General features: G+C 48.0%; 14 protein-coding genes. 2 read left to right on the forward strand and 12 right to left on the reverse strand.

Translation table 11 applies throughout. The annotated features are described in order from the left end of the window. Positions 1 to 353: 353 nt before the first annotated feature. The 12 genes from Q8K39_RS10360 to Q8K39_RS10415 form a co-directional block, all read right to left on the reverse strand. Complete coding sequence (locus tag Q8K39_RS10360; RefSeq protein ID WP_305259916.1) at positions 354 to 1,601, reverse strand: type II secretion system protein GspD; 1,248 nt, start codon at positions 1,599 to 1,601, stop codon at positions 354 to 356. Further along, a complete protein-coding gene (locus Q8K39_RS10365) occupies positions 1,598 to 2,695 on the reverse strand; it encodes a zonular occludens toxin domain-containing protein (protein WP_305259918.1) in 1,098 nt (365 codons plus the stop codon). Before Q8K39_RS10365 ends, Q8K39_RS10360 begins: the two co-directional genes overlap by 4 nt. Before the next feature lies 1 nt (position 2,696). Continuing rightward, complete coding sequence (locus Q8K39_RS10370) at positions 2,697 to 2,996, reverse strand: hypothetical protein (RefSeq protein ID WP_305259920.1); 300 nt, start codon at positions 2,994 to 2,996, stop codon at positions 2,697 to 2,699. A 4-nt stretch (positions 2,997 to 3,000) separates the two neighbouring features. Beyond that, the gene (locus tag Q8K39_RS10375; RefSeq protein WP_305259922.1) at positions 3,001 to 3,294 is read right to left on the reverse strand and encodes a DUF2523 family protein; all 294 of its coding nucleotides are present in this window, start codon (positions 3,292 to 3,294) and stop codon (positions 3,001 to 3,003) included. A 2-nt stretch (positions 3,295 to 3,296) separates the two neighbouring features. Further along, the gene (locus tag Q8K39_RS10380; RefSeq protein WP_305259924.1) at positions 3,297 to 4,652 is read right to left on the reverse strand and encodes a hypothetical protein; all 1,356 of its coding nucleotides are present in this window, start codon (positions 4,650 to 4,652) and stop codon (positions 3,297 to 3,299) included. Positions 4,653 to 4,731: 79 nt separating this feature from the next. Further along, positions 4,732 to 5,034: a hypothetical protein gene (locus Q8K39_RS10385; RefSeq protein WP_305259926.1), complete on the reverse strand. Its 303-nt coding sequence runs from the start codon at positions 5,032 to 5,034 to the stop codon at positions 4,732 to 4,734. A gap of 77 nt (positions 5,035 to 5,111) precedes the next feature. Further along, the gene (locus Q8K39_RS10390; RefSeq protein ID WP_305259928.1) at positions 5,112 to 5,342 is read right to left on the reverse strand and encodes a hypothetical protein; all 231 of its coding nucleotides are present in this window, start codon (positions 5,340 to 5,342) and stop codon (positions 5,112 to 5,114) included. Positions 5,343 to 5,394: 52 nt separating this feature from the next. Beyond that, positions 5,395 to 5,592 (reverse strand): hypothetical protein, encoded by a 198-nt coding sequence (locus Q8K39_RS10395; protein WP_305259930.1) that lies wholly within the window; start codon positions 5,590 to 5,592, stop codon positions 5,395 to 5,397. 53 nt (positions 5,593 to 5,645) lie between these two features. Then, entirely contained in the window at positions 5,646 to 5,768 is a 123-nt protein-coding gene (locus Q8K39_RS10400; RefSeq protein ID WP_305259932.1) for a hypothetical protein, read from the reverse strand. Between the two features lie 122 nt (positions 5,769 to 5,890). Next, the gene (locus Q8K39_RS10405) at positions 5,891 to 6,196 is read right to left on the reverse strand and encodes a hypothetical protein (protein WP_305259935.1); all 306 of its coding nucleotides are present in this window, start codon (positions 6,194 to 6,196) and stop codon (positions 5,891 to 5,893) included. Between the two features lies 1 nt (position 6,197). After that, positions 6,198 to 7,265 carry a replication initiation factor domain-containing protein gene (locus Q8K39_RS10410; protein ID WP_305259937.1) on the reverse strand — a complete coding sequence of 356 codons (1,068 nt, stop codon included), beginning with the start codon at positions 7,263 to 7,265 and terminating at the stop codon, positions 6,198 to 6,200. A gap of 133 nt (positions 7,266 to 7,398) precedes the next feature. Beyond that, positions 7,399 to 7,725: a hypothetical protein gene (locus tag Q8K39_RS10415; RefSeq protein WP_305259939.1), complete on the reverse strand. Its 327-nt coding sequence runs from the start codon at positions 7,723 to 7,725 to the stop codon at positions 7,399 to 7,401. A 302-nt stretch (positions 7,726 to 8,027) separates the two neighbouring features. On the opposite strand from Q8K39_RS10415, the gene Q8K39_RS10420 reads away from it, so the two are divergent. Next, positions 8,028 to 8,429 (forward strand): helix-turn-helix transcriptional regulator, encoded by a 402-nt coding sequence (locus Q8K39_RS10420; RefSeq protein ID WP_305259941.1) that lies wholly within the window; start codon positions 8,028 to 8,030, stop codon positions 8,427 to 8,429. A 533-nt stretch (positions 8,430 to 8,962) separates the two neighbouring features. Beyond that, positions 8,963 to 12,940, forward strand: coding sequence for a Pls/PosA family non-ribosomal peptide synthetase (locus Q8K39_RS10425; protein ID WP_305259942.1), 3,978 nt, complete (start codon positions 8,963 to 8,965; stop codon positions 12,938 to 12,940). The last annotated feature ends 117 nt before the right edge of the window (positions 12,941 to 13,057 follow it).

Genomic DNA, 13,057 nt, shown 5'->3' on the forward strand with positions numbered 1-13,057 from the left:
ATATTTTGCCAGGTGTTACCTGGCCGCTTGTATAGTTAATAAGAATTACAGCGAGAAAAAATACTGCTAGAGACTGCTAAAGTTTCAGGCCATAATTTCTAAACAAAAAATTAAAATTTGAGGTTTAGAAATGTCAGAAAAGAAATACGCAATTCTTTGTGTGTCTACTCTAGTAGGGAGTATTTACTTCACATATGATCTTTTTTTTAGTTCAGGGTCTCCAACAGCCCATGACTTCCACTTCTGGGCATCGGTAGTCAAAAATGGCTCAGGTTATGTCCTTGCGTTAGTGTTTGGACTAAGAGCAATAATCAATAGTAAATATTACAAAAAGAGAGATGCATAGGGTTACTCTAAAGCTTCTGCAATTGGAGGACCAAAAGTATTTCAGACTTGGCGGATTCGTTGCCTTTAGAGTGCAGAAATGCGGGCAGGAACGACAGGCCAGAATGTGAGCCGGTTTGTTTGTCTTGGCTCAGTCCACCCAATACAACCACGTCACCATCCTGCAAGCTCAGTGTTGTTTCAACTTCGCGCTTGTTCAGGGTTGGGCTGTTATTGACACCTGTAGTTGTACTCACAAAATCGCTGATTTGCTGCTTGACCCTTAAATCGACTACCTGGTCACGAACGCTTGGTTTTACCTCGAAGCTTACGCCGCTATTTCGATATTGCACGTCCTGGACTGCTTGGCCTGCACCAGTTGGATACGATACAGCGCCGAGTACTGGCACTTCCTGGCCGCTGTTGAATCGGCCAGTGTCACCAGAACCGACGCGCACACTTGCTTTGGATATCACATTGAACCTGGAGTCACTGGATAGCGCAGAGAAAACAGCGTCAATACTATTTGTTTTCAAGCGTATAGAACTGTCCAGGGTGGCCGATCCACCATTGATGATAGAGAACTTGCCGCCCAGGATGCTGAGAGCCAGGGCAAAAGCAGAGCCTTCTTTGTCAGTGCTGGCGACTTCATAGACAACGCCCCTCACCATGACCTGGCCTTTTGCCTCATCAATCTGGGGCAATAGCTTTTGCAGCGTCGCCACTTCCTTGGCCGTGCCAGTGAATAGCAGTACGTCGGCAGTCTGATCGATCATGGAGGCGGCTGAGCCTTGCGGCACGTCTCTAGTGACTTTTGATGATTCGCTAGCGGCTATGGCTTTGTTACTGGCAAAGCTGCCCTTGAACACTGGCGCAAGCACCCTGCTTATATAGCCTACGTCTCGATGTTTTGGCCGATAAACGAAGGTTTCCAGCTCTGGAAGCTGTTCCAGTTGTTCGATAACTTTTTTCTTAGCTATGTAATCGACACCGTTTCTGACCTGGACAGAGAGGCCGAGCGAGTCTAGGAAGCCAGTGATAAACGGGCGCATGTCACCATTGTGGGCATCGTATCGGAATGAAACCGCCCTGCTATCTGCCAACACTTCTGGATCGATGACATAAGGCTGCTTAAGTGCTTCTGCGTAAATAAGCTGTATGACAGAGCCTACTTGCAGCATCTGAAAATCGAATTTCAAAGGAATGGTCTGCTGGTTGACTGGTGCAGCTTGTACAGATCCGCAAGCAAGCAGCAAAGCAAAAATTGCGCGTTTCATTTTTTGACCTCTGGGAGTGTTTGAGCCTGTTTGTTGTCCTGGCCTGTCCAGACAGTGACACGCTGGCCATCGACTAGACCAAGGGCGGTGTAATCTTTGCCAGTGAAAACAGAAGGCGATTCGATACGGATACGGCCTTGGCCATCTGCCACGACAGAGCGCAAATGCCCTTCTTTCGTGGTGTACTGTCCAGCGAAGCGCCAGCGGTCGGAGAAGGCTGGCGCGGCCACTGTAGCGCCTCCAGGAGCGATTGTAGTACCTGAACCGGAAGAACTAGCGACCTGAACGCCTTGCGCGTCTGTAGCACCTTTATTGTCCTTGGCATCTTGTTTTTTTGTGTGAGTATCGGGATTAAAGAAGCGGCCAACAAGATAGACGGAGGCAGAACCAAGCACAAGGACGAGAGCACCCAAAACCCAGAGCGTTTTATTGTTCAGGATGTTCTGACGACTATCTACCTGTAGTTCCGTGCCCTGCCCTCCTGAATAACTGGAATAGAGCGGGAAAATCTCTTTCTTGTATGTCTTGTTTTCTGTCGAAATTTTTGTGCGCTGGTGCTGCTTGTAACCTTGCCACATTTCCACTCGATAGACTTTATTAAGGCCGAGGCTCTTAATTTTGGTAGTCCTGAAACTGACTTCAACGACGACTTTGAGAATACGATTTAAATCATTTATGTCCTGAACCATCAGCACCAGGTCACAACACACTTTGGTTACATCGTTGACGTAGTGACGATGCTCACGAAAAAAAATCTTGTGTTCCTTAAGGAGCTTGCAGTCAGTTCCCCAAAATCTCCAGGCTTCATCAATAACGACCATATCACCAGCTTTACAGAAGGTATCTACAGTCGTGCCATGCGGCAGAAAATCGGCTTTGGCGACATCTTCATTACTGCAATGACGTACAGTGCCTAGCTTCGTTTCATCGTGGCCCAATTTTTCGACACAGTAAGCGCGTATCGCGTCACCATCGATCCCATCCACGTTGGTGACGACTGTGCGGCCTGCAACCATCGCGGGAATGATGACAGACACGACGGATTCATACGACTTGCCGGAACCCATCAAACCAGTGTAAGCATTGATAGGCATGTCAGACCTCTACACAAACGTAGCGCAATAGAGCCTGATCAGCCATAAACAACATGCCTACCAATCCAGCCACAAGAGTACAGATAGCAAGCACAAGACCAAGAGCGACCCAATCACCGACAAAGACCCTATACAAGGAGGAATCAAACACGCGTCTATCCTTGCGCCCAAGCCAAACGAATACACATCGACCGCCAGCAAGCAGAACGAACCAAAACAGGAATAAAAAAAGAGAAAACGCATAAACGCTATGCTCTACCGTCGAAAAATTAAACAAAGAAAATAGGAAAGATTTATGCATGGTCTTATCCAATCAAAGGAATGCGGCGAATGATAAAGCGCGTGACGTAGGCAGAAATAACCATAGATATGCCAGTGCTAAGAGCGAATAAGTCGAAAAAGTAAGCACCAAACGGGCTTAACGACGAGAGCGAAGAATTCAGGCCAGTAGCAGAAGGCAGCAGGCCGGACGACACTAGGACAGCAATAAAGCCCGTTGTGATGAAGAACAAGCCAAAGAAAACAGCAAACTTGACCATGACGGACTTGACCAAGAAGCCCAGGACAAGATTAAAAGCTGATACGAGAATACCAAACATGATTAAGCCCTCAGTACGATCAATAAGGAAGCCAGAGAGAAAACAACCATCATCCCGGCGCGTATAGCGTTCCTGTTTTGCTCTGCTAAGTCACAGTGCTTTTCTAGTCTGAAAGTGGTTTCAAAAGCCTCAAAGCTTGGCTTCGGACACTCTCCACCAATAGGCGGAGCTTTGAAATTTTTTAAATCTGGCAGTAGATCAAAAATCGGCTTAAGGATTGCTTGCGCGGTGGGGGTCTCTTCCATCTGGGGCGCAGGGATACCAGGATCAGGGCCAAGGTTCACTTGTGCCTGAGAAGCACCCGCCGGATTAGTGCCTGTATTTGTGTTTGCGCCGGGATCGTAGCTTGTAACTGGCGCGGTCGTGTTGGGAAGTGTCCACGGTTTATTCACAGGGTCTTGCGGCTTTACCCAGTCTTCCACTTTTGGATAAATATCGGGATTCTGTGCACCCCATGAAGCAATGTCTGCCGCCGTAATGGGATTTGTATAGTCGTAAGGTAGTCCAGTATAGCCAGGTTGCGCCGCTGTTTCCTGCCAAGCTTTATTTAATGTACTTGCCATCACTTCAGGATTGACCGCCTTGCCCATGTCAAAGCCAGGAATAGAATTAACAGCCGCTTGTATATCTTGCGGTACGTTGTTATTAGCTGGCTGCACTAAAGCATTCGGAAAACATGCGCCTGTGACGTCTGCATAATGATTAGCAGGGCAAGCAACTGGAGACGAGGATTCATACCAGACAGAATAGCTAGACTGATCTACCCATTGTTCCTTTTGAGCGTCCCATTTGTAGGCTGTGCATTGCCACATACTGCTGGACGACCTAGAACAAGGGTCTCGTAACTGCCAACCCTGCCCTAACATCGTGGCAAATTGCGCCCCTGTTGATTTTGGATCACTGCCACGCGCATAAACCTTGCCTCCGGCGTAAACAGCCCAATTAGCATCGCCGACAGCAAAAGCGGGTGTTTCGTCGGGCCTTGCGGGATAGTTCACTTTCACCTTTTTAGGGTTGTTCTTGTCCCATAGCCATTTAGCGGCGTTTTCCCCTGCTGCTATTGCCAATGGGATGCCAAGCACGCCAACTGCTAGAGTGAGCCAAGCCGGAGCACTGAGAGCACCAGCAGCAAGAGCAACTGCACCAGTTGCCCAACTTGCCAGCGTGCCAGAAACACCGGAGAAAGTAGCACCAAAGCGCGGGTCATTTGCAGCAAATCCACGCTTTACAAGGAAATTTCTGAACGAGCCACCAAGCGCATTTTGAACAATACTAATTGGTGCTGCCTGCGCTCTGGCCTGCTGAATGGAGCAGTTTAGAAACCACAGGCAGAAAAATAGTATAAACAATTTTTTCATGATATCCCCTTGATGATGGCCCAGGCACAAACAGAACCGAGGGCGAACGAGAATAGGTAAAAGAGTTGGGCGACCATGATTAAAAGCCCCTGTCTTTCTTCCAGTTTCTATAATCGGACTCTTTCTTTTCTCGCCTGTAGCGATCTAAAAATAGATCGTCTCGATTATCGACAGGGCCGAAAATGTCGGGAATTTTTGGTTTATAGCCACCAAAAAAGCGACTGCTACCCTTATCAAAGTCACCGCGAATAATGTCGATAATGATGGTTACAGAGAGGATAACCACCACCACAGTGAGGAAAACAGCAGCAACAGCAAGCACCGGAATAATGATGTATGACGCATTAAAGCTAGCCAGCAAGGGAGTCAAATCAATGTTCATTTTTTCTATCTCCTGAAATTCGACGAAAAAAAAGGGCGTAGCGCGTCCGCTCGCCCATCTCGGTTAGACGAGACTAATTAGCCGCGAACCATGCCGATGACGATCTTGACCGCTTTGATTGCGACGTAGACGCTCATCAGGGTTACGGAAACGGCCAATACAGCAGTCACAATCTGGTTCGATGTGAAAGAGCTTGTGAGCTGTGTCAGGTCCACTGTTGGCGGATCAGCAGCCAATGCGGATTGCACACCAACCAGTGTCAAAGCTGCACCAGTACCAATTTTTTTTGCAAAAGAAATGAATTTCATGTGAACTCCAGTTTAAAAAGTGTCGGAACCCGCCGACCCGGTACAACAAAAATTAGCGTTTACGCAGTAGCTGACTGCGCAACAGTTTTTCAATCACTTCCGCTTTTGTCTTGTCTTTGAATTTCAGCCAGGCTTCAAACTCATTGACGAGACTTGCCGGAAGCTGCACACACAAATTGACCAGGTCGTGACGTTCTCGATACGCTTTCTGTTTCTCTGCATCGCTGGAGTACTGTCTTGGCCTGGGCATGTGTGCACCTCATTACGTAACATTTGACGATTCGATTGCGCTTGCAAAATGAATCAGCCGTGCTTGATCAATTTCAGGATTTCACCCACGACACGAGCGACCAAGAAACAGCCAATCACAGGCACAAAGCCTGCACTGAAACAAGCGGCAACAATGGCGGGATCAAGTACAGGCATATGTTCCTCAATTTCAATTGATCGCAATTCAGCCGAATTACAGGGAGCATTTACCCAAGGGCCACCCTCGACCGTATGAGGTGCTGTGTCCCGTTTGCATGCTGTAATCCAGATGGTCATGATTAAGCGGCAGCTTTCGCGCTTGACTCGCGTGCAATCGGCTTGATACTTGTCACCAGTTGCGTAGTGACTTTGCCGTTACTCTCCATACGAATATCGAGCATTGCAGAAAATGGAAAACTGTTATGCTTGATCGCGTCAACAATTGCAGAGTTTTCGCACTTGATTTCTTGCGTACACATGCCCCAAGACGTTTCGCCCTTGAGATCAACATCAGTGAAAATCTTGGCCGTATCCATGTCCTTGCCGTCGATGTTGCCCTTGAATACCTTGGCACCACGTACCATTACTTTTGCTTGAATTTCCATTTCATTGCCTCATTTTTTCATATGCGTCTGGAGCGTGTGACGCGTTCACGTGCGTGGCAAGCGCTGTTTTTTGCAGCCTGTTTGGAATGCCTTTTACCCTGATTTGCGAGATGATCGCGGCAGCATCGTTGTCATGCTTGAGCATGAGCTGGTCAATAAGTTTTCCGTAACTGGTGACCATGTGGCCTGTCATGATTTCTACAGACGTTTCATGCTGTACTTGCTGCGTTTTGATCTTGAGTGCTGCGGCTTCTATGAAGCTGGCAAGCGCTTTATGCGATCCGCTGAAGTACTCTGATTTCTTGAGTACGATGTCATGCGGAATGACCCTATCGCGGTTGTGTAGCTCGACTTCAATACGAAGCCAGTTAGAATGTTGATTGCCCAATTGACGCCCCTTTTCATAGGCTCGTACCATCTTCCCATTCTGACGGCGACCAATTTCGACGGTGCGCCCTCCCCCTTGTGGACAGTTGATATCGCCTGATTCCAATGCGCGGCGCTTCGGGATGCGGCCACCACTGTTAAACTCGCCAGCGAAGTACATTGCATCGATTTGCTCGATACTGTATTCGCCGTGTAGGAAATCGACAGCCAGGTCACACCTGGTAATCTTTGCGTCGAGGTCTTGCATGGTTGCGTAGACGGCATCCCAATCACCGACTACACCGCAGCCAGTGCCTGACAGGTCTACCAGCATTGTCCCGGCCACATGCGCGCCACCCATGGCGATCAGCCCAAGCTTGATGGATTCACCGTTATAAAAGGCAGTGATTTCTAGAGAAGCTTCATAGCCACGAAAGCCGATTTTTGCGGTCTGTATGTTCACTGGAAAATCAAACCAAAGGGCGAAGTAGCGCGTCAGGGTTTCGACTGCGTGTGAAAAAGGCCCATCTGGTAAAAAGCTGAAGCGCAGCCAGTCGACTATGGCCCCGCCCGTTTGCGTAGGACTTTCCCCCCGTATTACCGCACGGGGGGAAGCTGCGGCAATTCCCGCCGCTGTGCTCGCTTCGCTGCGCGCAGGGGCAGCAATTGCCGCATCTTCAGTAGTTTGGAATTTTGTTGTCATTATTTTTCGTTACGGGTAACGGAAATTATTGCTGTTACTAACCAGCCCAGGGCGAAGCAGCAAACTACAATCGTCGTCCTGGTGAGCCAGAATTGAAAAGTATCGAGGTTCATTTTTCGTTACTCCGTAACTTTTAATCGAAACGACCATCAAGATCGATGTACTCGGCTAACTGCTTCTCGATGTCAGACAGGGAGCCAGACAAGTCTTCGAGCTGGGACATAAAGGACTCGTCCAGGTCGCCCCAGTCAGCAGCCATCGCAGTAATTTTTTTGGCTGTCGCTTTCAGGAAAGCGGCTTGTATCTTTGCTTGGTCTACCGGATTAGATGTGCCCTTCTTGATCCGTTTGCGGTAGTTGGCTTGGCGCTGGGCATTTGTTAAGGGATGTAAGACAGCGGGACGGCCCCGGCGTGGTGCGCTGAATGCGTCAATGGTAAAATTGTCATCTATTTGCTTCATACGACACCCTTAAAACATGATCGACATAACCGAACTTTTCGCGCTCTACAAAGATCAGGTCTTGATTGCTAGCCTCATCCTGAATTTAGTGATGCTCATTGCTCTGGTATCAACTCAATCAGCTAGGACTCAGGCGCAAAAGCAACAAGACAAAGCTAAGCAAGCGATTTACAACCCAAAGCCGTTCAGAAAGGACTAAGCGGCTTTTTTTTCGTGCTAAAGTCGCGCTAGAAATAACAACTGTTATATAACAGGTGTTATGAGGCCATAACACCCGTTATAAAGTCAAGGAGATTGATAAAATGAAAAGCGCGAAATATTTGCAAAAATTGCAAGAAATGCGAAAAATCAACGATACAGATTTAGCGAAACTATTGCATTTGACACAACCTGCAATTAGTAACTACAAGTCAGGAAAACGGATCATGGATGATGAAACGTGCCTGGCTATTGCCTTAGAATTAGGCATAAATCCGATTGAAATCGTCGGCGCAGCCTGCATAGACCGCGCAGAAAAAACGGGGCAAAAATCGCTTTGGGAAGTTTTTATGATGAGGACGGCGACAACGGCTAGCGCCCTCCTCATTGCTTTTTTTGTCAATTTATTTTTGACACCAGAGGCCGCAAACGCAGCAACGGCGAAGGCTTCAGCAGAGCAGACTTACCTTGCTATAAATTATGCGAAATGTAAGGGGCGTTCTTAAAATGATTGCAAAACGTGCTGAAGTCGGCTGTGAAAGTCCTTCGTAGTAAGTTTCTGACTTTTTGCGAAGTAAATCTTCCGTTTCTTGCTTTGCAAGCATTTCCAGACTTTTACTTTGACTATTTTGTTATCGTATTATTTTAAGGGGTGAATCTTTGTTATCTTTCCGAATTAAATAGTCGTCAAACCATCTTTTCTGGCGGTTCCAGTCGCATGCCTGCGCCATCTCTCGCATCTTCGTAGCGAGCAATTTCCTGGCAGTAGCTAACTTTTCGAATGCCACCTTCCTCATTGTCGACATTTCCTTATAGTAATTGCCCCGAAGAGTGCAAAAGCACAGGTGCGAAAGCAACAGGATAAGGTTAAAGCGGCGATTTATAACCCTAAGGAGTTATGAAAAGATTGGCGAGCTTTCTTTCCTGATAAAGTTGCGTTGTCATGTGACCTTTTTTCTACAGATTTTTTATGCAATCGTTTAGCAGCAATGCGGTAACAAACCCAGAAATTTTGTATGGCGAGGATAGAATTGATTTTATGAGAGAGGAAGTCCTTGCCGATTTGTTTGAGGCTAGCGCGCTTTCGTTTCCCGATAAAATTGCATTGATTTCTGGCGGCGAGTCGGTCAGTTACTCTCAGTTAAACGTTGACGCGGATCGCGTTGCTTCTGCCTTGATTTCGGCAGGTGTCCGTCCTGGACATATTATTGGCCTGTGGTTACCGCGTGGCATACATTTATTGATCATGCAGCTTGCTATCGCCAAAACTGGTGCGGCCTGGTTGCCATTCGATGCAGACACTCCCATAGACCGTATTGCGGTTTGCCTTGAGGATGCAGATGCTTTTGGCATGCTGAGTTGCAAGACTTTCGAGTCTCAGTTGACTGAGTTAAGTTGCACAAAATGGCTGGCAGAAGATGTATTGATTAACGCCGGGCAATTCATGCTAAGACGGGAGTCCGTCAAAGCGAGTGACCCGGCTTATGTGATTTATACCTCTGGCTCTACAGGAAAACCCAAGGGAATACTGGTGAGTCAAGCCAGTATCTGCCACTTTTTGCGGAGCGAAAACCATGTGTTGGGTATACGACATGATGATCGTGTGTATCAGGGATTTTCGTTGGCATTTGATATGTCGTTTGAAGAGATCTGGATTAGTTATCTGGTAGGTGCAACTTTGTGGCTGGCACCGAAAGAAATTACGGCTGATCCAGATGCCCTGCCGCTGGCTTTGAATGAAAACCGCATCAGCGTCTTGCATGCAGTCCCTACCTTGCTCGCTTTGTTCAGTCATGAAGTTGATAGTCTGCGCCTGATTAATCTGGGTGGCGAGATGTGTCCTGAAGTGCTGGTCAAGCGTTGGTCGCGTCTCGGACGACTTATGTTCAATACCTATGGGCCGACAGAAGCCAGTGTGTCAGCCAGCTTGGCGCAATTACAGGCAGGTCAAGCTGTCAATATAGGCAGGCCATTGCCGAATTATTCTTTGCTTGTTATCGCAGCCGACGTTGAAAACGGTTTGCACCTCTTGCCTGCAGGAGAAAATGGCGAACTTTGCATTTCCGGCCCCGGCGTTGCTTTTGGCTATCTTGGTCGACCTGATCTGACTGCTGAAAAATTCTTGCCTAATCCCTGGGCCAGGAATTCGCATGAGGCCAGGCTGTATCGCACTGGTGATCTGGCTTGTTTTAATCCCGACGGCAGTGTGCAATGCCTGGGACGAGCTGATGATCAGGTAAAAATCCGTGGTTTCCGAGTTGAGCTGGGTGAAATTGAATCTGTTCTAGCCAAACAAAATGGCGTGGGTGCGGTTGCTGTTGTTCTGCGTAAGGATGAGGAGATTGATCAGATTGTGGCTTTCATTGTCAACGATCAATTGCCTGCAGATTCTGATGCCAGCACTTTTGCACAGCATGCCGCCGTCTTGCGTGTAGAGCTGGGCCGGGTCTTGCCGATTTATATGGTGCCAGCCAGGTTTGAATACTTAGCTGAAATGCCGAGGCTAACTTCAGGCAAAATTGACCGCAATGCGCTCAAAAAAATCGAGTTGGTCAAGCAGGTGGCAAATAATGATTCTGATGTTCCACAAACCGAAACAGAGGTTGTGCTGTTTGAAGCTTTGGCCAGCCTGTTTCCTGGGCAGGCAATACAGCGTACATCAGATTTTTTCACAGACCTAGGTGGCCATTCTTTAATGGCGGCAAAGTTGGTGTCGATTTTACGCAAACACCCTCGCTTTGCCTATTTCAGGATAAGTGACATTTATGCACATCGCATCATCACAAAGATGGTGGATATTCTTGAATCCACCGGACAAACCCAGGATGCCGCTACGGCAATCAGTAAGTCACAATGGGTAGCTGCTCCCTGTTGGAAGCGCTGGCTGTGCGGTCTGGGGCAGGCAGTGGCCATACCTTGGTTGGTGGCCATGCGCATGGTGCAATGGTTGGCCCCTTTTTTTGCTTACCACTTCTTTACAGGTGACCCTGATGATTCTATTGCAAGAGCAGTGCTCTTGTCTGTTGGTGTTTTCCTATTGTTGACCCTGGCCGAATTTGCGGTCGCCATCATGGCGAAATGGCTGATTGCCGGACGTTTGAAAGCCGGGCGTTATCCCTTATGGGGATGGACATATTATCGATGGTGGCTGGTTGACAGGCTAGTGGAAGCTGCGCCTGCTTATATGCTGAGTGGCTCTTCTTTATACACCTGGTGGTTGCGTGCCCTGGGTGCAAAGATAGGCTCTGATGTGGTGATAGGTTCCATGACTTTGCGTGTGCCAGATTTGTTGTCCATAGGCGATCGTTGCAGTATAGGTAATGCGAGCAATTTTGAAAATGCCAGGGTACAGCATGGCGAGTTAATCTTGGGAGCAATCACGTTGGAAGATGATGCGTATGTCGGCTCGTATGCTGTACTGGAAGGCAATGTCTATTTAGAAGCCGGCAGCCATCTTGATGGGCAATCTGCACTGAGTGAGGGGAAACGGATACCAAAATCCCGAATATGGAAAGGCTCGCCTGCCAGAGATGTGGGCTTGTTTGATGCCGCGACCTTTCCACCAAGACCTCAGGCTACGCGCTTGCGCCTGCTTGGTGAAACTGTGTTTTTTGTGTTTGGTTCACTCTTGATTAGCGCGCTGTTCTTTATGCCGGTTTTTCCCAGTTTTATGACTATAGACTGGTTTGATAACTCCGAACTTTTCCCAGGACTGCAAAGCAACTCAGTGGCCTTTCAGCTCGTAAAATATTTCTTGCTGGCTTTTCCCGCCACTGCTGTGTTGATTGTGTGCACCGCCCTACTTTCTGCCGGCATACGCTGGAGTATTTTGCCAACCTTAAAGCAAGGGCAATATCCCGTACATGGCAATACTTATTGCGGCAAATGGTTAGTCAATCAAATTCAGGAATCCAGCCTGAACGTCTTGCACGGTGTATATGCAACTGTCTATGCGCCCTTCTGGTATCGTTTGCTGGGCGCAAAAGTTGGTCGTGGGGCTGAGATTTCCACAGCCTTGGGTGTAGTCCCAGATATGTTGACTTTAGGTGATGAAACCTTTATTGCCGATGCGGTATTGCTGGGTGACGAGCAAATTGATTGCGGCTGGATGAGCATGCACCCTACGGTGATTTCGCGTCGCAGCTTTGTTGGCAATGGCGCATATATTCCAGATGGCACGATCTTGCCTGAAAACGTCTTAATTGGTGTCCACTCCAGTGCACCAAGTAACGAGCAGATGCATGAAGGTGACACTTGGTTGGGTTCTCCAGCAATCCATTTGCCTGCCCGCGAAGAAACCAAGGGTTTCCCTGAGAATCTGACCTTCCGGCCTTCAGCAATTCGCCGTCTGGGTCGGGGTTTGATCGAGGCTTTCCGCATCATTGCGCCGCATGCGATGGTGATTGCCGTTGGCTATACCATAGTTCTTGATTTGATGCCTTTGGCAGGCGATGATCGCTGGAGTGAAGTCTTGTATTACCTGGTCGTTGCAGGTTTGTTGTATGGTGTGGGCAGTTTTGCCTTCATCCTGATGTTGAAATGGTTGCTGATTTTCCGCTACAAGAAAAGCAGCGTGCCCATGTGGACGCCCTTTGTCTGGATATCAGAAGGCATTACCAATCTGTATGAAGGAATTGCAGTGCCGAATTTCATGCGCTACCTGCGTGGTACGCCATGGCTGCCTTTGGCATTCAATCTGCTTGGTTGCAAAATCGGACGAGGGGTATATATGGATACTACAGATATTACCGAGTTTGACTGCGTCAGCATTGGTGAATATAGCGAAATCAACGCCCTTGCTTGCCCGCAAACACATTTGTTTGAAGACCGGGTCATGAAAATTGATTACGTCAGTATTGGTAAACGTGTGTACATGGGGCCGCGCAGCTCGGTTTTGTATAGCGCCGTGGTAGCAGATGGTGCCAGTCTTGGTGCATTGACGCTGGTGATGAAGGGGGAATATATTCCCGCCAATTCCAGTTGGCATGGTTGCCCCGCTGCAATGACGGGTTCTTGATATGCATATATAATTTTCAGTAAGGGGATAGGGCTACAAATGCGTCATCCCCTTGAATTTATTTAAACTCAGGGCAATTCATCGACTTATACAACCAGATGGTTTCTACAAGATAAT

This window comes from Undibacterium sp. (genome assembly GCF_030683615.1).
In the GTDB taxonomy this organism is placed as follows: domain Bacteria; phylum Pseudomonadota; class Gammaproteobacteria; order Burkholderiales; family Burkholderiaceae_D; genus Undibacterium; species Undibacterium umbellatum.